Source organism: Kitasatospora sp. NPDC057198 (assembly GCF_042670125.1).
GTDB lineage: Bacteria > Actinomycetota > Actinomycetes > Streptomycetales > Streptomycetaceae > Kitasatospora.
Genome location: NZ_JBHUWH010000003.1, coordinates 14,113 through 33,697, shown reverse-complemented (window position 1 = coordinate 33,697; position 19,585 = coordinate 14,113). Strand labels below are relative to the sequence as shown.

The following is a 19,585-nucleotide window of genomic DNA, read 5'->3' as shown; positions in this document are numbered from 1 at the left end:
GTCTGGGCTCACGGTGAAAGGACACCGGCCGGTTGCCGAACGGCCGGCACTCCCACGGCTGCCGGAGGTGCTGGCACCACGGTTCGGGAGGGGCAGACCGGACAGTATAGCCGTGCACGGATCGCCGCCCCGGGGGCGCCGGTGCGTCCGGTGCGGAGTTCCACCCCGATGTTCCTTTACCCGTACGGGATTTCGGCTTTCCCGGATGAATGGTCTGGACCATAGGTAGGATCGCCGGGAGTTCCCGGCGGCCTTCCGGCGGGCGCTCCGAGAATTCCGGGACCACGGGGGTGGCGGGGGTGGCGCAATGGAAAGAGTTGCGAGAGCGGCCGAGGCCGAGGCCGAAGTGCCGTACTGGGTCCGGGCGGCGCTCGACCGGGTGGGTGGTCTGAGCGAACGGGAGGCGGAGGTCCTCGCCCTGCTGCCGGACGGCCTGTCCAACCGGATGATCGCCCGGAACCTGGGAATCTCGGAAAGCACCGTGAAATTCCACCTCGGGTCGATCGCCAAGAAGCTTTCCCTGCGGACCAGGGTGGAGATAGCGGTGATCGCCTACGAGTGGTCCTTCTCCCGGCCGGGGGCGCTGGGCGCGCGGGTGCGATGATGTCGGTGGCCGCTCCCTGCCCGGCGCTTACGGGCAGGGAGCGGCTCACGCGTGCCCCGCCGGGGTCAGCCCCGGTAGGCCGACGAGACCTGGTCGGCGAAGGCGGCCGATGACGTGGAACCGGAGTGGGTGTCGTCGGAGAAGTCCCCGTCCGAGTCGGCCGGGGCGAACACCGGACCGGTCCGGCGCGGGGCGGACACCCCGGACCGAGGAGTCCGACATGGTGGCGGCGGGACGGTGACCGCCCCTTCGGCCAGTACCAGCAGCACACCGACTCGCCTATTCGATAAGGGAGTCGGCGGGCAGCCGGTTGCTCAGGGGTGCAGCAGCGAATCGGCCAGCCGCATCCGCTCGTCCTGCTGGGTGCGGGCCAGTTCGAGGGTCTGGGCGTTCTTCTCGGCCAGGCGCTTCTGGTAGGCGGTCTCGACGGCGGACCAGATGCCGACCAGGTTGGTGCTGCGCTTGCAGTCGAGGTCGGCGCGGGCGGCGGTGACGGCCTCGGGGGAGGAGATCCGGTCGCCGCCGAGACCGATGTCCTTGATCGCGGTGAGCGGGTTGCCGGTGCGGTAGCCCCTGCCGGCCATGCAGGCGGACCAGTCGGCGACCACCTTGACCACCCGGGAGTCCCTGCGGGAGTCGCTGTTGGCCTGCTGCTCCAGGTTCTGCGCGAACTGGATGTCCACGGTGGCGGCGGTCGGGGAGTACAGCTTCAGCGCGGACTCGGTGCCGCAGCCGCCGATCGGGACCCGCCGGCCGTTGACCTCGGTGCCGCCGCCGCGCTTCTCCGCCCCCTCCTGGTTGTTCGGGAGGTCCTGCGGGGTGAGCGAGTCGCCGCCGCTGAGCACCAGTTGCTCGTTCGGCCCCATGCTCGGCCGCCCGGCGTCGGGCCGGGTCGTCCCGTGCGGGCGGCCGTAGCCGTACTTCTCGACCAGGGCCGGGTCCGAGACGCCGTAGCGGAAGGCGTTGCGGCCCACCTCGTCCGGCGGGGAGGCGGGCATCGGCCGGAAGTCGAAGCCGAAGCGCTTCATGCACTGGCCGATCAGCACGTCCTGGGCCTGTTCGAGGACGGCCACCTGCTGCGGGCTCGCCTCGTACGCCTGGAGCGGGAAGGCGACCTGGTTGCTGTCGAGCAGCTGGGCGGGAGTGCCGATGGAGGGCTCGCCGCTGTCGGAGGACTTGGCGTCGCCGTCGCAGCCGGCGGTGAGCAGGACGGCCACGAGCAGCAGGCCGGCCGCGACGGGGCGGGGACGGTTCATCGGGGGCCTCCACGGGCGGGGCGGGTGCGTCGGTTCCGTCCGGCGGATCGGACGAAGGACGCGGAGGGGATCCGGTTCTTGAAGTCGCTGGAGGCGCTGCTCTTCGTGCACTCGGGAACCCAGTCGCAGACGCCCTGGTTCGGTGGTAGTGCAGGCCGAACCCGGCGGACGCGGTGCCGGCCGTGGCGAGCGCGCCGGTGCTCGGCGCGGCGACGCTCAGACCCGGCGCGACGGTGCGGCTCCGGCCCAGGGAGTTCAGCACGTGCCCGAACGGGTCGGCCACTGTCCGTTCGGACAGTTACCTCTTTCCGTCAACCCTCCTACTATTACCGCGAGTTGACGGCGATGCGGTCGGTCCGGGCGAGGGGCGGGAGCCATGCGGGCACAACGGACACGGCGGGCCGCGACCGTGGCGGTCGGGGCGCTCCTGGGGGCGTCCCTGCTGCTGGCGGGCTGTACCCGTGGAACGCCGGACGACCAGGAGACGACCTCCGCAGCCGCGGCCTCCGTCCGGCCCGAGAGCAAGGCGTACATCGCCTGCATGGTTGCCGAGGGCGCCGTCATGACGACCAACCCCGACACGGACACGGTCCTCGACAAGGACCGGACACCGGTGGAGGTCGGGATCCGGGCCGAGGAGAAGTGCGCCTCCGTCCGGCCGAGCCCGACCCCGCGGAAGGTCGACCCGGAGGCGGCGAAGGACGAGGCGCGCTGCATGCGCGAGCACGGGGTGCCCGAGTACCCGGACCCGGATCCGTCCGGGCGGCAGGTCGACCTCGACGACGCGCTGGCCCGCAAGCTCCAGGAGGACCCGACCGCGCTGGCCGCCTACCGCGCCTGCGTCGCCCCGCCGGGCGGGGACGGCGGGCCGGCCTACTGACGGCCGCCGGGCGGGGGACGGGTGCGTCTCCCGGGGCGCGGGGACGGGACCGCCCGGCGGGCGGCACCTGGCGGTTCTTCTGTGGAACGGCGGAGTTGAGGGCCCCTCGGCCGAGGTCGGCGACCGGCCGCGGCGGCCCCGGAACGAAGGACATCGGTGGAACAGCATCCTGACGAGACGACCGGGCGCGAGCACGGGAGCGGCAGCCGGCGGCGCTGGGTGGTGGGGATCGCGGTCGGCGCGGTCCTGCTGACCGGGGCGGGGATCGGGGCGGCGGCGTTCGTGAAGTCGCCCGCGCAGGTGGCGGCGGACAGCGCCCCGCCGCCGCCCGACGTGCTGACGGCGCAGGTCGAGCGGCGGGTGCTGAAGGACTCGGTGATCCTGCGCGGCACGGTCGTCGCGGGGCAGTCGGTGGAGGTCGCGCCGGTGGTCTCGGGTGCGGCGGGCGGGGCGGTGGTCACCAGGCTGCCGCTCCCGGCCGGGAGCCCGGTCGAGCAGGGCAGGCTGCTGGCGGAGGTGTCGGGGCGCCCGGTCTTCGCCCTGCAGGGCGCGCTGCCGGTGTACCGGGACCTCAAGCCGGGCGTCACCGGCGACGACGTCGCCCAGCTCCAGCAGGCGCTGGCCGCGCTCGGCCACCGCAGCGGCGGCGACCGGCCCGGCGTGTACGGCGCCGGGACGAAGGCCGCCGTCACCGCGTTCTACCGCTCGCTGGGCTACGACCCGCTGCCCGCCGCCGCGGACGGCGGTGCCGCGCTGAAGGCCGCCGAGCAGGCGGTCACCCAGGGCGAGCGCGCCGTCCAGGACGCCACCGACGCCAGGGCCGCCGCCCCGGCCGGCGACCGGGCGGCGCAGCGGGCGCTCGACCGGGCCGGACAGGACCTGGCCGATGCCCGGAAGGCGCTCGCCGAACTCCGGGCGGCCGACGGACCGATGGTGCCCGCAGCCGAACTGGTCTTCCTGTCCGGCTTCCCGGCCCGGGTGGACGGCGTGGCGGTGAAGGTCGGCAGCAGGGTGTCCGGCACCGTGCTGACCGTCTCGGCGGGCGCGCTGGAGGTCCGCGGCAGCCTGCTCGCCTATCAGAAGGGGCTGGTCCGGCCCGGCCAGCGGGTCGAGATCGTCTCCGAGGTGAGCGGCGTGCAGGCGTCCGCGAAGGTGCTCTCGGTCGCCGACCAGCCCGGCCAGCCGGCCCCGGCCGCGCAGGACGGCGGCGCGCAGGGCGGTACCGCGCAGGGGGTCGGGCAGGGGGTCGGGCAGGGCGTGCCGGGCGGCTACCCGATGGTCGTCCAGCCCGACGGGCCGCTCGACGGCCGGCTCGCGGGCCAGGACGTCCGGCTCACCGTCGAGGCCGCCGCCACCGACGGGCCGGTCCTGGTCGTCCCGGTCACCGCGGTGACCGCCGGGGCCGACGGCCGCACCACGCTCGCCGTCCTGGAGCCCGACGGGCGGCGGCGCACGGTGCCGGTGCGGACCGGCACCACCGGCGACGGCTACGTGGAGGTCGCCCCCGAGGGCGGCGCGGCCCTCGCCGAGGGCGAACGGGTCGTCACCGGGGTGCGCAAGGGCAGCAGGCCGTGACCGGGCCGGGAACCGTCCGGGACCCGGCCGGGCCGCCGGTGATCGAGTTCCGCGGGGTCGGCCTCAGCTACCCGGGGCCGCCCGCCGTCGAGGCCCTCCGGCCGTCCGAACTGACCGTCGGACGCGGGGAGTTCGTCTCCGTGATCGGCCCGTCCGGCTCCGGCAAGTCGACCTTCCTGAACATCGCGGGGCTGCTCGACCGCCCCACCGCCGGCCGCTACCTGCTCGACGGCATCGACACCGCGAGCCTGGGCGACGCCGACCGCACCGCGCTGCGCGGACGCCGGATCGGCTTCGTGTTCCAGTCCTTCCACCTGCTGCCGCACCGCAGCGCCGCCGAGAACGTCGCCCTCGCCATGGTCTACCGCGCCGAGAAGCCCCGGCAGCGCCTGGCCCGCGCCCGCGAGGCGCTGCGCCAGGTCGGCCTCGGGCACCGCGCCGCCGCGCTGCCCACCCGGCTGTCCGGCGGCGAGCGCCAGCGCGTCGCCATCGCCCGGGCCCTGGTCGGACGGCCGTCGATCCTGCTGTGCGACGAGCCGACCGGCAACCTGGACAGCGCCAACACCGAGAACGTGCTCGGGCTGCTCGACGACCTGCACGCCGAGGGGATGACCGTGCTGGTGATCACCCACGACCCGGCCGTCGCCGCCCGCGGCAGCCGGGTGCTGGCCATCCGCGACGGCGTCCTCACCGAACAGGCGCGGGCATGAGGCGCCGCCGGACGGTCGAACCGTCCCGGCTGACCGTTCGCGACCTGTTCTCCGAGGCACTGGCCGGGATGCTGCAGCGCCCCGCCCGGTCCGCGCTGACCGCCCTCGGCACCGTCCTCGGCGTCGGCACCTTCGTCGCCGTCCTCGGGCTCACCGCCACCACCTCCTCGCAGATCGGCTCCCGCTTCGACCCGCTCACCGCCACCCAGGTCGACGTCGAGGACATCGCCCGGCAACAGGACGAGTTCGCCGGACCGGCCTTCCCCGCCGACGCCGACCGGCGGATCGAGCGGCTCGGCGGCGTCGAGCACGCCGGGGTGCACTGGACGGTCCGCACCCAGGACCCGGTGCGCTCCTCGCCCGTCGGCACCGGCGCCGGGAGCGGCGAACGGATCTCCGTGGTCGCCGCCTCGCCCGGCGCCCTGCTCGCCGCCGGGGCGCACGTCACCGAGGGCCGGCTCTACGACGGGCTGCCCGCCGCCGTCGACGGGGAGGTCGCCGTGATCGGCTCCTCCGTCGCGGACCGGCTCGGCATCACCACCCTCGACACCCACCCCGCCGTCTTCGTCGGCGACCAGCCCTTCACCGTGGTCGGCGTCATCGACGACAGCCCGCGCCGCCCCGAGTTCGCGCTCGCCGTGCTCGTCCCCCGCACCACCGCCGAACGGATCTGGGGCCTCCCCGACTCCGGCGCCCGCATGATCGTCAGCACCCGGATGGGCGCCGCCGCGCAGGTCGCCGACGAGGCGCCCACCGCGCTGCGGCCCGACCACCCCGAGTACCTGAAGTCCGTTTCGCCGCCCGATCCGCGCAGCCTGCGCGAGGAGGTCACCTCCGACCTCGACCAGCTGTTCCTGCTGCTCGCCGCGGTCTGCCTGGCCATCGGCGCCGTCGGCATCGCCAACACCACCCTGGTCGCCGTCCTGGAGCGCACCGGCGAGATCGGGCTGCGCCGGGCCCTCGGCGCCCGCGGCCGGCACGTCACCCTGCAGTTCCTCACCGAGTCCGGGGCGCTCGGCGCGCTCGGCGGGCTCGTCGGCACCTGCCTCGGCACCGGCACCGTCGTCGCCATCGCGGTCGTCCGCGACTGGACGCCCGTCCTGCACCCGCTCACCGTGGCCGCCGCCCCCGCGATCGGCCTGGCCACCGGCGTCCTGGCCGGGGTCTACCCCGCCTGGCGGGCCGCCCGGATCCAGCCCGCCGAGGCGCTGCGCCGCTGACCCGCGCCCCCGGGGAACCCCCGGGGGCCGGGGTAGGGGCCGTACACCCGCAGGACGAGGCGCGCCACCGCAGGTACGGGCCTTTCGGCCGATGTGCCCGCCCCGGTCGTGAACATACCGTGGAGACATGACCACCGAACGAGTGAACCCGCAGGCCAAGGGCGCCCCCCGCGTCCACGGCGCGCACCCGGCCGAGGAGCGCCGCCGCCACCCCGTCGCCAACGCCGTCCGCAACGTCGGCATCGTGCTCGACACCGCCGCGCGCGTCCTGTTCCTCGGGCGCGACGGCGTCAAGCTCTAGCCGCGCTCAGAGGTCGTCGGCGTCGACGATCCGGTACGCGTAGCCCTGCTCCGCCAGGAAGCGCTGGCGGTGCGCCGCGAAGTCCTGGTCGACGGTGTCCCGGGCGACCACCGAGTAGAAGTGCGCCGCGTGCCCGTCCGCCTTCGGACGCAGCACCCGGCCCAGCCGCTGGGCCTCCTCCTGGCGGGAGCCGAAGGTGCCCGAGACCTGGATCGCGACGGTGGCCTCCGGCAGGTCGATCGAGAAGTTCGCGACCTTCGAGACCACCAGCACGCCGATCTCCTTCGACCGGAACGCCTCGAACAGCTTCTCCCGCTGCGCGTTCGAGGTCTCGCCCTTGATCACCGGGGCGCCGAGCGCCTCGCCCAGCTCGTCCAACTGGTCGATGTACTGGCCGATCACCAGGGTCTGGTCGCCCGCGTGCTTGGCCACCAGCCGCTCCACCACCCGGCGCTTGGTCGCCGTGGTCGAGCAGAACCGGTACTTCTCCTCCGGCTCGGCCGTCGCGTACGCCAGCCGCTCGGAGTCGGTCAGCGTCACCCGCACCTCGCAGCAGTCGGCGGGCGCGATGTAGCCCTGCGCCTCGATCTCCTTCCACGGGGCGTCGAACCGCTTCGGGCCGATCAGCGAGAACACGTCGCCCTCCCGGCCGTCCTCGCGCACCAGCGTCGCGGTCAGGCCGAGCCGGCGGCGGGCCTGGAGGTCCGCGGTGAACTTGAACACCGGCGCGGGCAGCAGGTGCACCTCGTCGTACACCACCAGGCCCCAGTTGCGGGCGTCGAACAGCTCCAGGTGCGCGTACACGCCCTTCCGCTTGGTCGTCATCACCTGGTACGTGGCGATGGTGACCGGGCGGATCTCCTTGCGGGTGCCGCTGTACTCGCCGATCTCGTCCTCGGTCAGCGAGGTCCGCTTCACCAGCTCGTGCTTCCACTGCCGGGCCGAGACGGTGTTCGTCACCAGGATCAGCGTCGTCGACTTGGCCTCCGCCATCGCCGCCGCGCCCACCAGCGTCTTGCCCGCGCCGCACGGCAGCACCACCACGCCCGAGCCGCCGTGCCAGAAGCCGTCCACCGCGTGCCGCTGGTACGGGCGCAGCTCCCAGCCGTCCTCGCGCAGGTCGATCGGGTGCGCCTCGCCGTCCACGTACCCGGCGTGGTCCTCGGCCGGCCAGCCCAGCTTCAGCAGCACCTGCTTGATCTGCCCGCGCTCCGAGGGGTGCACCACCACGGTGTCCGGGTCGACCCGGGCCCCCACCAGCGGCGCGATCTTCTTCGAGCGCAGCACCTCCTCCAGCACCGGCCGGTCGGTGGTGGTCAGCACCAGCCCGTGCACCGGGTGCTTCTGCAGCTGCAGCCGCCCGTACCGCGCCATGGTGTCCGCGACGTCCACCAGCAGGGCGTGCGGCACCGGGTAGCGCGAGTACGTCACCAGCGCGTCCACCACCTGCTCCGCGTCGTGCCCCGCCGCCCGCGCGTTCCACAGCCCCAGCGGCGTCACCCGGTACGTGTGCACGTGCTCCGGCGCCCGCTCCAGCTCGGCGAACGGCGCGATCACCCGCCGGCACTCCGCCGCCCGCGGGTGGTCGATCTCCAACAGCAGCGTCTTGTCGCTCTGCACGATCAGCGGTCCGTCCACGCCTGTGCATCCCCTTCCGCGCGGGCCAAACCTCCAGTGTGCCGCATCGGCGCGGCCACCGGGCCCGGCGGTCAGCCCAGGAAGAAGTCGTGGCCGACGTCCGGCGGGATCTTCTCCTCGTACGGGGTGGAGCCGGGGCCGGGCAGGTGGGTGCCGGGGACGGTCCCGGTGCCGGTGCGGTGCAGCAGGGTGACGCCGTCCTGGTCGAAGAGCTCCTGGTAGCCGTGGGCGAGCAGCAGGGCGCGGTACTCGGCCTGCTCCGGGTCGCGCTGGAACGGGAAGGCGCGCTGGGTGTAGCGCAGGATGACGTACTCCTGGCCGCGCGGGGTGCCGTCGGCCAGCATCACCTTCGTGCGGTTGGTCAGCCGCGGGGCGATCTGGTTGTCGGCCTCGACGGTGGCCCCGTCCGGGATCAGCTTCGCCGCCCGGGCCAGTGCCGCGGTGGGGGCCTTCGGCTGCCATTCGTACGGGACGGCCAGGTGGTACAGGCCGAGGGCGGCGGAGGCCGCCAGGGAGAGGACGGCGGCGGTGGTGCCGAGGCGGCGGGCCCGCCTGTGCAGGCCGCGGGACCACAGCACGCCCAGGGCCTCGATCGCGGCGGTCACCAGGATCGGCCACAGGAAGGCGTCGTAGTGCCGGGCGATCGACCAGTGGTTCGGGTTGTCGGAGAACACCCGCTCGGCCAGCAGCGGCAGCGCGACGAGGGCCGTCCCCGAGCGCAGCGGGAGGGCGGCCGTGGTGAGCACCAGCCAGCCCAGCAGCATCGGCTTCAGCGGGCTGGAGAACGCCGACTCGACCAGCAGCCAGGGGTTGCCCAGCACGTGCCGCAGCGCCTCGCCGCCGTCCGCGCCGAGCTGCTCGTAGTTCCAGTAGTAGCCGGGGACGCCGCCCATCGCCGGGATCAGGTAGGTGATCTCCACCGCGCTGGACAGCGGCCCGCCCAGCAGCAGCGCCCAGCCCAGCACCTTGGCCCGCCGGTCCGCGCCGCCGCGCTCGCGCCACAGCAGCACCGCGCCGAAGGCGCCCACCGCCAGGCCGACGTCCTCCTTGGTCGCGCACAGCAGCAGCGCCGCGAGGGCGGCCCCGCCCCAGCGCCGCGCCCCCGCCCGCTCGAACAGCAGCAGGAACAGCGGGACGGCGAACCCCACCTCGTGGAAACCGCTCCGGGAGGAGATCAGCAGCGGCCAGCCCAGGCCGTACACCAGCGCCGCGACGTCCCGCACCCGGGTGCGGACCCGCTGCTCCGCGTCCGCGAACGCCCGGGTCGCGATCCGGCGCACCAGCGGGACGCCCGCCGCGTACAGCGCGGCCTGGCCGACCAGCAGCATCCGCGGGTCGTCCCAGATCCAGTACAGCGGGGCGAGCAGCGCCAGCACCGGCGAGAAGTGGTCGCCGAGCAGCGAGAACCCGGGCGGGAACTCGTGGTGCACGCTCTTCAGCGTCGACACCGGCAGCCCGAAGTGCGCGTAGCCGCGCACGCCCTGGTCGAAGATGCCCAGGTCGAAGCCGCCCAACTGGAGCGAGGTCCACTGCTGGACGCCCAGCGCCAGGCAGGCGGCGAAGCACAGCAGGGTCAGCAGCACGGTGCGGGACCGGCGGGACGACAGCCGGACCCGGACCCCGGACGCGCGGGCCGCGGCCCCACGGGCGGCGGGGGGCTGCAAGGCGGAGGTAGTGGTCACGGTTTCGGTCCTGTCGGGGGCCGACACGGCCCGTGCGCACGGGTGGACCCACCACCCCCGGTCGCTCCGCAGTCTAACCGCCGGTCCTGCGGCGGCCCCGGCGCGTCCTGAAGCGGAAGCCGACCCGCCGCAACAGTGACCCGCGCCGGGCTCGCTCGTTGGACAGGGCATGATCAAGCCCAACCGATTCCTGGCCGGCCTGGCACTCTCCGGCGCGGCCCTCGCCACCGCCCTCGGGGCGGCGCCCGCCCACGCCGCCGACACCGAGGCCATGGCCCTCGACCAGGTCGCCGACATCGGCCAGCCCGGCGGCCTGATCGGCACCGTCGCCTTCACCGGCACCGGCCTGCTGACGGGCGTCGAGCCGAAGATGCCGGACCCGCACGCGATCGTGGACGAGGCGAAGAAGCAGAAGGCCGAAGAGGACGCGAAGCAGCACGCGGGCAAGTAGGCGCGGGACCCGGGGGCACGGCGGGAGGAGCACGTCAGCAGGATCGCGGGACAGTGCGAGTCCGTGTCCTGCTCCGCGATCCGGCCGTGCGTGCTCGGTCGGCCGCGCGGTTCCCCGCGCCCCCGGTTTCGCGTTCTCCGGTTCCGGCTCCCCGGGCGGGGCTACTCCTCGACCTCGGCGACGCCGGTGATGCGGTGCAGGGCGAAGGTGCGGACCTCGTCGGAGAGGTGGTCGTAGGCGGTGACGAAGCCGCCCTCGACCTTGACCGGGTCGATGACGCGCTGGGAGGAGAGCCCTTCCGCGTTGATGTAGCCGATCCACATGCGTTCGCCGAGCAGGACGGCGGTCTGCAGGGCGGCCAGGGTGTCGGCGGCGGCGGTGCGCGGGACGGCGCTGTTCGCGGCGGGGCCGGCCACGGCGTCCTTGCGGACGGCGGTCGCGGCCCGGTCGCCGGCCCGGATGGCGCGGACGGCGGCGCCGAGCAGGGCGTCGTCGGGGCGGGCGGGGCCGTCGGGGACGGGCAGGGGCGGGGTGCGCGGCGGGGTGCGGCGGCTGTCGGGGCGGGTGATGACGACGTCGCCCTCGGCGGATTCCGCGGCGGGCGCGTAGCCCATGGCGCGCAGGACGGTGAGCAGCGTCTCGGGCCCGGCCTGGGCGGCGAGGACGGTCGGGGCGAGCAGGCGCAGCCGGAGTTCGGCGGCGCGCCGGTCGGCGAGCACCTCGCCGAGCAGGCGCGGGTCGTCGCAGCGCAGGTAGGAGGAGGCGGCGCCGACCCGGAGGATGCCGTGCCGGCGGGCGACGTCGTCGATCAGGTAGGCGAGCGGCTGCGGGACGGGCGTGCGGGAGTGCTGGGCCAGGAAGGCTTGCAGGTCGGCGGCGGTGCGTCCGGCGTCGAGGGCGCGGCGGACGGAGTCGGGGGTGAAGCGGTAGACGGTCGCGCCGCCCTTGGACTCGATGTCGGCGGCGAGGGCGAGGGCCTGGGCGAGCGGGGTGAGCAGCGGGCCGGGGGCGATCGCGGTGAGGTCGGGCTGCAGGATGACGTGGTCGAGCGGCTCGGGCAGCAGCGGGGCCAGGACGGGGGCGGGGTCGGCGCCGTCGAGCAGGGCGCGGGCGGGGGCGGCGAGGGCGCCGCGGCCGGTGACGCCGAGCAGTTCGGCCTCGTGCAGCGTCCAGCCGGTGAGCTGGTCGCGCAGGTCGTGGCCGTCGGGGCCGGTGGGTCCGCCGCGCAGCGGGCGGTGCCAGCGCAGGGCGGGCAGCAGGGCGTCGGCGGCGGCGGCGGTGCCGGGCGGGAGTTCGGCGAGCCGGGTCAGCGCGGCGCGGCGCACGGACGGGGCGAGGGTGCGGTCGAGTTCGGGGCCGAGGGCGGCGCGCGGTCGGCCCTTGCCGTCGGGGGTGCCGGTGAGCCGGCCGATCCGGGTGGCGGCGAGCCAGGCGCGGGCGAGCAGCGTCCAGCGTTCGGCGGTGTCCTGCTGGAGCCAGCCGTCGTACGCGGGGGTCGGGGCCCACACCTCGTCGACCTCGCCGTCGGGGGCGAGCAGGCCCGCGGTGTGGGCGAGTTCGATCCAGAACGCGGCGTCGGCCTCGGAGCCCTCCAGCAGGACGGCGGCGCGCTTGAGGTCGCGCACGCCGAGGCCGCCGGCCCGCAGGGTGGGCGGCGGGGTGAGGCTCCAGGCTTCGAGGAGTTCCTCGACGGTGCGGACGGCGGCGTGGGCCTGTCCGGCGGCGGTGCGGTCGGTGGTGGCCGGGTCGCGCTCGACGACGGGGGCGACGGCGGGCGGGGCCGGGTCGGCGGTGCGGTGGGTGCGGCCGCCGCGCAGGTGCAGGGCGAGCTCGCGGGGGAGCACGACGGAGGTGGGGCTGGAGGGCAGCAGCAGGCCGCGGGCGAGCAGCCACTCGACCGGGCTGCGGGCCTCCTCGGCGGTGACCTGCCGGGCGGCGTCCGGCACGGTGCCGGTGGGCGGGCCCCAGACCAGGCGTTCCAGCAGGCCGTGGGCGGGCGGCGGGGCCTGGTCGAGCAGGGCGCCCAGCCGCTTGCGGTCGCCGAGCAGGGCGGTGAGCGCGGCGACGGCGGAGACCGGGTCCGGGGTGGGCGGCAGGCCGGCGCCGGCCAGCAGCTGTTGCAGCCGGGCGGGCGACATGCCGGTGGTGGCCTCGGCGAAGGTGGGGCCGAGGCCGGTGCGGCCGGGGTTGAGCGCGCTGGGGGCGAGCGCCTCGCGGACGGCCAGCACCAGGCGCAGCGCGGAGTCCGGGCCCCACAGCAGGGCCTGTTCGCGCAGTCGGTCGAGCGCGGCGGGGAAGGCGGCGGCGACGGCGGCCCGGTCGACGGGTTCGGCGCCGGGGTGCGGCTTGACCCGGGCGGGCCCGGTCAGCAGGTTGCGCACGGTGGTGTCGGAGGCGCCCTCGGGGGCGGCGGCGAGCGCCTCGGCGACCTGGAGGGTGAACCGGTCGAGCCGTTCCAGGGCGCGCAGCACGGATGCCCGGCTGGAGAGCCGCGCGGACAGCTGGGTGAGGTCGGTCGGCACCGGGTTCAGCAGGTCCGGGCGGGCCCTGAGCAGCGCGGCGACGGCCTCGTCGCCCCGGCCGCGGAGTTCCTCGGCCAGGGTGCGGGGGGCGGTGGCGCGGGTGGCGCGCGGCGCGCTCTGCGGTGCGGTCATCCGGTCCAGACTAGTCAACGCCTCCCGTCCGGGCCCAGAACGGCGGCGGAACTCGGGGTGAACCGGTGCCCGCCGAGCAGGGCCGGGGCGCCCGCCGGGGCGGGGCCGGCGGGCCCGCTCAGCAGCGCCGGGCGTGCCGGGCCCAGCTGTCGGGCGGCGCGGCGAGGGCGCGCTCCACGGCCCACCGGACGCCCTCGGCGAGTGCGGTGACGGCGGCCACCGGGTCGTCGAAGGCGCGCTCGGGCAGTTCGTGGACGCGGTGCGAGCCGCAGTCGACCGGCGCCGCGCAGCGCACCGCGGTCCGGACGGACAGCTCCCAGGGCGGTCCGGGCAGCGGGTGCCATTCGAGCGGGTCGCGCGGGGCGTCCAGTTCGGCTTCGCACCACATGCCGGGCCCCTCGGCGTACCCGGACAGGCCGCAGAGCCCGGCGGGCAGCTCGTGCCAGCTCAACTGCCAGTCCCCGCCGAAGCGTTCGGCGAACTCGCGCAGCGCCCCGGCGGCGGCGCGCAGGGGCGGCAGCAGGGCTGACGGGTCGTCGAGGGCGGGGAACAGGCGGCGCGGGTCCCCCGCGTCCCAGTGGGTCGTGCGCACGGTGGGCAGTGTCCCAGGGCCGGACGGCGCTCGCTTCGGGAGGGTGCGGGTGGGTACCGTCTCGGTGGGCGGCGGGTTCGTGGACGTGAGGGCGGGTGACGGGGCGATGGCGGGCGGCTCCTGGTGGCGCGAGGGCGGACCGGTGGACGGGGCGGACGGCGGGGACAGCGTCTACCTGCCCAAGCAGGCGGTGGACGCGCCGGACCCCGCGCCCCCGGCCCGACCGGCAGCGCCCCCGGCCCGACCGGCAGCGCCCCCGGCTCCGGCCCGGCCCCCGGTGGTGCCCCCGCCGGCGAAGCCGTCCCCGGCGGCGCCGCCCCGGTCCTCCCCGGCCGAGGTCGACCAGGTCTTCGCGTACACGGAGGACCTGGACGGCCCGGGGCCCGGCGCGGGCAGCCCAGGATGGACCGTCACCTACGACGACCCGGCGGAGCCCGAGCCCGCACCGGAACCCGACCCCGGCCCCGGCTCCGCGCCGGAGCCGGAGCCGGAGCCGGAGGCCGGGCCGGCGCCCGAGCCCGGGAAGCCGCGGCCGGGGGTGGGCCGGATCGTCCTGGCGGCGCTGTTCGGCAGGCCGAAGGGCGCCCCCGACGCCCCGTCGGCGCCGCCGCCCGCGGCGGCGGGGGTGCGGAAGCCCGCGCCGCTGCTGCTGCTCGGGGCGGCCCTGCTGCTGGGCGGGGCGGCGACCGGCATGCTGCTGGTGATGCTGCTCGGCTGGGCGGTGGCGTACCTGTCGCGGGGCTGGACCGACCTGATGAAGAAGTTCGCCGTGCTGGGCATCCCGCTGATCACGGTGACCGGCCTGACGGTGTGGAACTGGGGCCGGGAGAAGGGCCGTTGGGGCAGCCCGCTGTCCCCGGGGACGGACGCGGGCGCGATCACCTGGGCGGCCGCGCCGGGCGTGCTGCGGGTGGCGGCGCTGCTGACGGCGCTGTTCGTGCTGGCGGTGACGCTGCGCCGCCGCAAGGGCTGACGCGCCGCGGGGGCTGACGCGCCGTGAGGGCTGATGCGCCGCGGGGCTGACGGCCCGGCCCGGGTTCAGTCGGCGCCCAGGACGTGCAGGAGTTCGGCGATCAGGAAGTGCGCGCCGGTGTAGCCGACGCCCTGGAACCACAGCTGGTCGTCGACCGGGAAGGCGCGGTGCGCGCGGACGGCGCCCAGGGCGTGCCAGGCGGGGGAGGCGAGGGCGGCGGTCAGGCCGTTGCGGCCGGGGTCGCCGTAGCCCGCGTACAGCAGCAGGTCGCCGTCGGCGGCGGTGAGCTGCTCGGGGGCGGTCCCGAGGTCGGGCCGGTCGGCGTTCTGCGCGTCGGGGCGGGGCAGGCCGAGGTCGGACAGGACGCTGCCGGGGAAGTTCTGCCGGGCGTAGAGCCGGACGCCGGGCGAGCCCTCGACGAACCGGACCAGGCTGATCCGCGTCCCGGCGGCCCCGGCCGCGTCCAGCGCGCCCCGGGCCTGGTCGACGTGCCGCCCGTACGCGGCGACCACGGCGGCGGCCTGTTCGCGCCGGTCCAGGGCGGTGGCGTGCAGCTGGAAGTCCTCCTTCCAGGACGCGCCGGTGGTCCGGGTGGCGACGGTCGGGGCGACCGCACGCAGCGCCCCGGTGCGGTCGGCGTCGCGGGTCAGGTCGGTGAGGATCAGCTGCGGACGCAGGGCGGCGATCGCCGCCGTGTCGGGGGCGGCCCCGACGTCGCCGACCACGGCGACCCCGGCCAGCCGGGAGGCGGGCCAGTAGTCGGGCAGCGCGGCGTCCAGCGGGGCCTTGGCGGCGCCGACGGGGGTGATGCCCAGGGTCATCGCGGAGTCCAGTTCGGCGGTGCCCAGGACGACCACCCGCACCGCCCCGCCGGGCACGGTGACCGGGCCGTCGGCCGAGGCCACGGTGACGTCGGGGCGCGGGCTGGGGCTCGGGCTGGGCACGGGCGCGGTGGGCGTGCCGGGTGCGGCACCGGGTGCGGTGCCGGTGCCGGAACCGGACGGCGGCGGTTCGGCGGGCAGCACGTGCGGGCCGCAGCCGGCGAGCAGGGCGGCGCCGAGCCCGGCGAGGGCGGCCCGGCGGGAGAGCGGGGGTGGCACCTGGGACCTCCGGCGGCGGTCGGACGGAGCGGTCGGACGGGGCGGGCAGCGGGGGCGGTACGGGCAAGTATGTCCGCAATGCGGTTTTGCCCCCGGCTTTTCCGGCCGGAAACCCCGCTGGCTAGGCTGGCGGCATGGCTCTCACCGTCGGTTTCGACCTCGACATGACGCTCCTCGACACCCGCCCCGGCATCAAGGCCACCTACGACGTGCTGGCCGCCGAGACCGGCACCGTCATCGACTCCGACCTGGTGGTCAGCCGGCTGGGGCCGCCGCTGGTGCGGGAGCTCGCCAACTGGTACCCGGCGGAGCGGCTGGACGCGGTGGTGGAGCGCTACCGGGAGCTGTACGTCGAGCACGCCATCGCGCCGACGCTGGAGCTGCCCGGGGCGCTGGCCGCGGTGGCCGCCGTCCGGGCGGCGGGCGGCCGGGTGCTGGTGATCACCGGCAAGTGGGAGCCGAACGCCCGCCGCCACCTGGACGCCTTCGGGCTGGAGGTGGACGCGCTGGTCGGCGACCTGTGGGCGGAGACCAAGGGCGAGGCGCTGCGCGCGCACGGCGCGGACGTCTACGTCGGCGACCACCTGGGCGACATCCGCGGTGCCCGGGCGGCCGAGGCCGTCGCGGTCGGGGTGGCCACCGGCCCGTACGGCGCGGCCGAGCTGACCGCGGCCGGCGCGGACGCGGTGCTGCGCGACCTCACCGAGTTCCCCGCCTGGCTGGCCGGCCACCTGGCCGCGTAGGGCCCGCCGGCCCGTCGCCGCCCGGCCCGCGGCGCTCAGCCCGCGGCGGCGACCTGCTTCGCGCGCCGCCGCCGGGCGCCCGCCCGGGCGTCGGCGAACAGGCCGGACAGCGCCACCAGCAGGCCCAGCGGCATCAGCATCGCCAGCCAGTACGCGAAGGACGGCAGCCTGGTCAGGTCGAAGACGTACGGCACGAAGACCGCGACGACGGACAGCATGCCGAGGCCGAACACGATGCCGCCGACGCGGACCAGGACGTCTCCGGTGCTGCCGGGCCGGTCGCTCACTCTCACCACTCCTTCGCGCGGGTCGCTCCCCCGATTCTCCCACCGCGCGCCCCCTCCGTTCGGCGGGGGCGCGGCGACTCCGTTCGGCGGGGGCGCGGCGACGCGCACTCCGACTGAACGCTCAGGATTCCCAGGAATCCCTCAGGCATGCTGATGATCGGAACAAGAGCGGGAACGGCGACGGACGAGCGGGGCGAGCGGCGGGATGGGACTGACCAGTCACAAGGTGCTGGCGCTGTCGGCACTGCTGTCGGTGCTGGCGGTGGCGGGCACCGTCCTGCTCTGGCCCCGGCTGGCCGGGCGCGGCTGGCTGCCGGTGCTGGGCCGGCTCGGCACCATCGCCGGCACCCAGCTGTCGGTGCTCTGCACGCTCGCCCTGCTGGCCAACAACTACTTCGCCTTCTACAGCAGTTGGGACGACCTGCTGGGCACCGGCGCGGACGGCCCGGTGACCATCCAGAACCAGCTGCTCGGCCGCGACCCGGGCGTCCAGCAGCTGTCCACCGAGAACGTCCAGGGCACCGGCGCCACCGGCCGGGCCCCCGAGCAGGTCGGCCGGCTGGAGAAGGTCCGGCTGCCCGGGGCGTCCACCGGCCTGTCCACCGAGGGCTACGTCTACCTGCCGCCGCAGTACTTCCAGCCCGGCTACCGGGAGCGGCGCTTCCCCGCGGTGATCGCGATCACCGGCTTCCCCGGGGACGCGAAGAACCTGGTCACCAAGCTCAACTACCCGTCCGTGCAGCTGAAGCTGACCGAGCGGGGCAGCGCCAGGCCGACCGTGCTGGTGCTGATGCGGCCCTCCCCGGCGATGCCCCGCGACACCGAGTGCGAGGACGTGCCGGGCGGCCCGCAGAGCGACCGCTACTTCAGCGCCGACGTGCCCGCCGCGCTGCGCGCCTCCTACCGGATCGCGACCGGGCCCGGCTCCCTCGGGGTGATCGGCAACTCCACCGGCGGCTACTGCGCGCTGAAACTGGCGATGCGCCACCCCGACGTGTTCGCCGCCGCGGTGTCGCTGTCCGGCTACTACCGGGCCGCCGAGGACCCGACCACCGGGGACCTGTTCGGCGGCGACGGGGCCCGCCGCGACCGGGCCGACCTCGCATGGCGCCTGGCCCACCTGCCCGCGCCGGCCACCGCGCTGCTGGTCGGCGGCAGCCGGGAGGGCGACGGCGACTACTACGACCAGACCGAGCGGTTCCGGGCCGCCGCGAAGGGCACCGCGACCAAGGTCTCCGCGATCACCCTGGACAGCGGCGGCCACAACTTCAGCACCTGGTCCCGGATGCTCCCGACCTCGCTCGGCTGGCTCTCCGACCACCTGGCCGACCCCGCCTGACCGGCCACGCGTCACAGCGCGCAACTCCCTGCGCGCAAGGAGTTTCGACCCTCGCCGCGCCCGGGTATGCAGCCATCGCGCGGGCGGACCTGACGGATGGTCCACGAACGCCCGCCCGTCACCGATCGGGGGTGTGAGCCAGTGGACGGCGCAGCAGGCGCGAGGCACGGCCGCGCCCCGGTCCGGAATCCCTTCGCCGTTCCGGTGAACGCTGAGGGATCATTGCTCCACTGAGCGAAACCGGCCGCCCGCCAGGGGCGCCCGTCCGCACATCCACCCGCGGCCCGAGGGGGCCGCACGCACCCGATACCGAGGACTGTTCGAGATGCCCACCGGCCAGGTCAAGTGGTTCAACGAGACGAAGGGCTACGGCTTCCTGTCGCGCGACGACGGCGGCGAGGTCTTCGTCCACACCAAGGCGCTGCCCGCGGGCGTCACCACGCTGCGGCCGGGCCAGCGGGTCGAGTTCGGCGTCGCCGCCGGCCACCGCGGCGACCAGGCGATGAGCGTCCAACTGCTCGACGCACTGCCCTCGGTGGCCGCCGCCCAGCGCAAGAGCGCCGACGACATGGCCCCGATCGTCCAGGACCTGATCACCAAGCTGGACAGCGTCCTGCCGGGCCTGCAGCGCGGCCGCTACCCGGGCAAGCCGGAGGGGCAGAAGATCGCCATGGTGCTGCGCGCCATCGCCGACCAGTTCGACGTCTGACCCCCACCCTGACGACCGCTCAGGGGAAGGCCAGCGCGCCCGGGTCGACGGCGGGGACGAGTCCCTGCCCGGCGGCCCGGGTGAGCAGGCCGCGCACGGCCGCGTAGCCCTCCTCGCCGAGGTCCGCGGTGAACTCGTTGACGTACAGCGCGATGTGCTGGTCGGCGACGGCCGGGTCCATCTCCTGGGCGTGCGCCAGCACGTACTCCCGGGAGGCCGCCGGGTCGGCCCAGGCCGCCCGCACCGACTGCCGCACGGTGTCGGCCAGTTCGCGCAGCCGCTCGGCGCCCAGCGAGCGCCGGGCCACGATCGCGCCCAGCGGGATCGGCAGCCCGGTGGCCGCCTCCCACGCCTCGCCCATGTCGGCCAGGCAGTGCAGCCCGTACCGCTGGTAGGTGAACCGGGCCTCGTGGATCACCAGCCCGGCGTCCACCTCGCCCGCCCGCACGGCCGGCATGATCTCGTGGAACGGCAGCACCACGATCTCGCCGAACCCGCCCGGCACCGCCTCCGCCGCCCACAGCCGGAACAGCAGGTACGCCGTCGAGCGCTCGCTGGGCACCGCGACCTTCCGCCCGGCCAGCGCCGCCGCCTCCACCGGACCGGCCGTCAGCACCAGCGGCCCGCAGCCCCGGCCGAGCGCCCCGCCGCACGGCAGCAGCGCGTACTCGTCCAGCACCCAGGGCAGTTGGCCGTAGGAGATCTTCAGCACGTCCAGCTCGCCGCGCTCGGCCAGCCCGTTGGTGACGTCGATGTCCGCGAAGCTGACCTCGGGCGCGCCGGCGCCCGGTACCAGGCCGTGCGCCCAGGCGTGGAAGACGAAGGTGTCGTTCGGGCAGGGCGAGTACGCGACGCTGAGCGGCTCGGCCAT

Annotated in this window: 20 protein-coding genes; 11 read left to right on the top strand and 9 right to left on the bottom strand. The window is 75.7% G+C overall.

Annotated features, from left to right (window positions below; all coding sequences use genetic code 11):
* The first annotated feature begins 307 nt into the window (after nucleotides 1–307).
* Nucleotides 308–604: a response regulator transcription factor gene (locus ACFUEL_RS00735; RefSeq protein WP_380233690.1), complete on the top strand. Its 297-nt coding sequence runs from the start codon at nucleotides 308–310 to the stop codon at nucleotides 602–604.
* 65 nt (nucleotides 605–669) lie between these two features.
* On the opposite strand, the gene ACFUEL_RS00730 is transcribed toward ACFUEL_RS00735, so the two are convergent.
* Together ACFUEL_RS00730 and ACFUEL_RS00725 are read right to left on the bottom strand one after the other, a co-directional pair.
* Nucleotides 670–873 carry a hypothetical protein gene (locus ACFUEL_RS00730; RefSeq protein WP_380233689.1) on the bottom strand — a complete coding sequence of 68 codons (204 nt, stop codon included), beginning with the start codon at nucleotides 871–873 and terminating at the stop codon, nucleotides 670–672.
* Nucleotides 874–918: 45 nt separating this feature from the next.
* The gene (locus tag ACFUEL_RS00725; RefSeq protein ID WP_380233688.1) at nucleotides 919–1,860 is read right to left on the bottom strand and encodes a hypothetical protein; all 942 of its coding nucleotides are present in this window, start codon (nucleotides 1,858–1,860) and stop codon (nucleotides 919–921) included.
* A gap of 376 nt (nucleotides 1,861–2,236) precedes the next feature.
* Between ACFUEL_RS00725 and ACFUEL_RS00720 the strand changes: the two genes are divergently transcribed.
* From ACFUEL_RS00720 to ACFUEL_RS00700, 5 genes are all read left to right on the top strand, one after another.
* Nucleotides 2,237–2,740, top strand: coding sequence for a hypothetical protein (locus ACFUEL_RS00720; RefSeq protein WP_380233687.1), 504 nt, complete (start codon nucleotides 2,237–2,239; stop codon nucleotides 2,738–2,740).
* 156 nt (nucleotides 2,741–2,896) lie between these two features.
* Nucleotides 2,897–4,315, top strand: a complete 1,419-nt coding sequence (locus ACFUEL_RS00715; RefSeq protein WP_380233686.1) for a peptidoglycan-binding protein — start codon at nucleotides 2,897–2,899, stop codon at nucleotides 4,313–4,315.
* Nucleotides 4,312–5,025 carry an ABC transporter ATP-binding protein gene (locus ACFUEL_RS00710; RefSeq protein WP_380233685.1) on the top strand — a complete coding sequence of 238 codons (714 nt, stop codon included), beginning with the start codon at nucleotides 4,312–4,314 and terminating at the stop codon, nucleotides 5,023–5,025. Before ACFUEL_RS00715 ends, ACFUEL_RS00710 begins: the two co-directional genes overlap by 4 nt.
* On the top strand, nucleotides 5,022–6,245 hold the full coding sequence (locus tag ACFUEL_RS00705) for an ABC transporter permease (protein ID WP_380233684.1): 1,224 nt from the start codon (nucleotides 5,022–5,024) through the stop codon (nucleotides 6,243–6,245). The genes ACFUEL_RS00710 and ACFUEL_RS00705 overlap by 4 nt, the downstream gene beginning before the upstream one ends.
* Before the next feature lie 127 nt (nucleotides 6,246–6,372).
* Nucleotides 6,373–6,546, top strand: coding sequence for a hypothetical protein (locus ACFUEL_RS00700; RefSeq protein WP_344555032.1), 174 nt, complete (start codon nucleotides 6,373–6,375; stop codon nucleotides 6,544–6,546).
* A 6-nt stretch (nucleotides 6,547–6,552) separates the two neighbouring features.
* On the opposite strand, the gene ACFUEL_RS00695 is transcribed toward ACFUEL_RS00700, so the two are convergent.
* Together ACFUEL_RS00695 and ACFUEL_RS00690 are read right to left on the bottom strand one after the other, a co-directional pair.
* Nucleotides 6,553–8,184 carry a DNA repair helicase XPB gene (locus ACFUEL_RS00695; protein WP_380233683.1) on the bottom strand — a complete coding sequence of 544 codons (1,632 nt, stop codon included), beginning with the start codon at nucleotides 8,182–8,184 and terminating at the stop codon, nucleotides 6,553–6,555.
* A gap of 71 nt (nucleotides 8,185–8,255) precedes the next feature.
* The gene (locus tag ACFUEL_RS00690) at nucleotides 8,256–9,866 is read right to left on the bottom strand and encodes a DUF2079 domain-containing protein (RefSeq protein ID WP_380233682.1); all 1,611 of its coding nucleotides are present in this window, start codon (nucleotides 9,864–9,866) and stop codon (nucleotides 8,256–8,258) included.
* A gap of 169 nt (nucleotides 9,867–10,035) precedes the next feature.
* Between ACFUEL_RS00690 and ACFUEL_RS00685 the strand changes: the two genes are divergently transcribed.
* Complete coding sequence (locus ACFUEL_RS00685) at nucleotides 10,036–10,317, top strand: hypothetical protein (protein WP_030458111.1); 282 nt, start codon at nucleotides 10,036–10,038, stop codon at nucleotides 10,315–10,317.
* Between the two features lie 161 nt (nucleotides 10,318–10,478).
* Here the strand turns inward: ACFUEL_RS00685 and ACFUEL_RS00680 are convergent, their stop codons facing one another.
* A complete protein-coding gene (locus ACFUEL_RS00680; protein WP_380233681.1) occupies nucleotides 10,479–12,971 on the bottom strand; it encodes a helicase-associated domain-containing protein in 2,493 nt (830 codons plus the stop codon).
* A 118-nt stretch (nucleotides 12,972–13,089) separates the two neighbouring features.
* Nucleotides 13,090–13,563, bottom strand: a complete 474-nt coding sequence (locus ACFUEL_RS00675; RefSeq protein WP_380233680.1) for a hypothetical protein — start codon at nucleotides 13,561–13,563, stop codon at nucleotides 13,090–13,092.
* A gap of 49 nt (nucleotides 13,564–13,612) precedes the next feature.
* Between ACFUEL_RS00675 and ACFUEL_RS00670 the strand changes: the two genes are divergently transcribed.
* A complete protein-coding gene (locus tag ACFUEL_RS00670) occupies nucleotides 13,613–14,536 on the top strand; it encodes a hypothetical protein (RefSeq protein ID WP_380233679.1) in 924 nt (307 codons plus the stop codon).
* Nucleotides 14,537–14,601: 65 nt separating this feature from the next.
* On the opposite strand, the gene ACFUEL_RS00665 is transcribed toward ACFUEL_RS00670, so the two are convergent.
* Nucleotides 14,602–15,636 (bottom strand): ABC transporter substrate-binding protein, encoded by a 1,035-nt coding sequence (locus ACFUEL_RS00665; protein WP_380233678.1) that lies wholly within the window; start codon nucleotides 15,634–15,636, stop codon nucleotides 14,602–14,604.
* Nucleotides 15,637–15,770: 134 nt separating this feature from the next.
* Between ACFUEL_RS00665 and ACFUEL_RS00660 the strand changes: the two genes are divergently transcribed.
* Nucleotides 15,771–16,379, top strand: a complete 609-nt coding sequence (locus ACFUEL_RS00660; protein WP_380233677.1) for an HAD family hydrolase — start codon at nucleotides 15,771–15,773, stop codon at nucleotides 16,377–16,379.
* A gap of 35 nt (nucleotides 16,380–16,414) precedes the next feature.
* On the opposite strand, the gene ACFUEL_RS00655 is transcribed toward ACFUEL_RS00660, so the two are convergent.
* The gene (locus ACFUEL_RS00655) at nucleotides 16,415–16,666 is read right to left on the bottom strand and encodes a hypothetical protein (protein WP_380233676.1); all 252 of its coding nucleotides are present in this window, start codon (nucleotides 16,664–16,666) and stop codon (nucleotides 16,415–16,417) included.
* Nucleotides 16,667–16,871: 205 nt separating this feature from the next.
* Between ACFUEL_RS00655 and ACFUEL_RS00650 the strand changes: the two genes are divergently transcribed.
* Together ACFUEL_RS00650 and ACFUEL_RS00645 are read left to right on the top strand one after the other, a co-directional pair.
* Nucleotides 16,872–18,005, top strand: coding sequence for an alpha/beta hydrolase (locus ACFUEL_RS00650; protein WP_380233675.1), 1,134 nt, complete (start codon nucleotides 16,872–16,874; stop codon nucleotides 18,003–18,005).
* Nucleotides 18,006–18,330: 325 nt separating this feature from the next.
* Nucleotides 18,331–18,714, top strand: a complete 384-nt coding sequence (locus tag ACFUEL_RS00645; protein ID WP_014137515.1) for a cold-shock protein — start codon at nucleotides 18,331–18,333, stop codon at nucleotides 18,712–18,714.
* Between the two features lie 19 nt (nucleotides 18,715–18,733).
* On the opposite strand, the gene ACFUEL_RS00640 is transcribed toward ACFUEL_RS00645, so the two are convergent.
* The gene (locus tag ACFUEL_RS00640) at nucleotides 18,734–19,585 is read right to left on the bottom strand and encodes a 1,4-dihydroxy-6-naphthoate synthase (RefSeq protein ID WP_380233674.1); all 852 of its coding nucleotides are present in this window, start codon (nucleotides 19,583–19,585) and stop codon (nucleotides 18,734–18,736) included.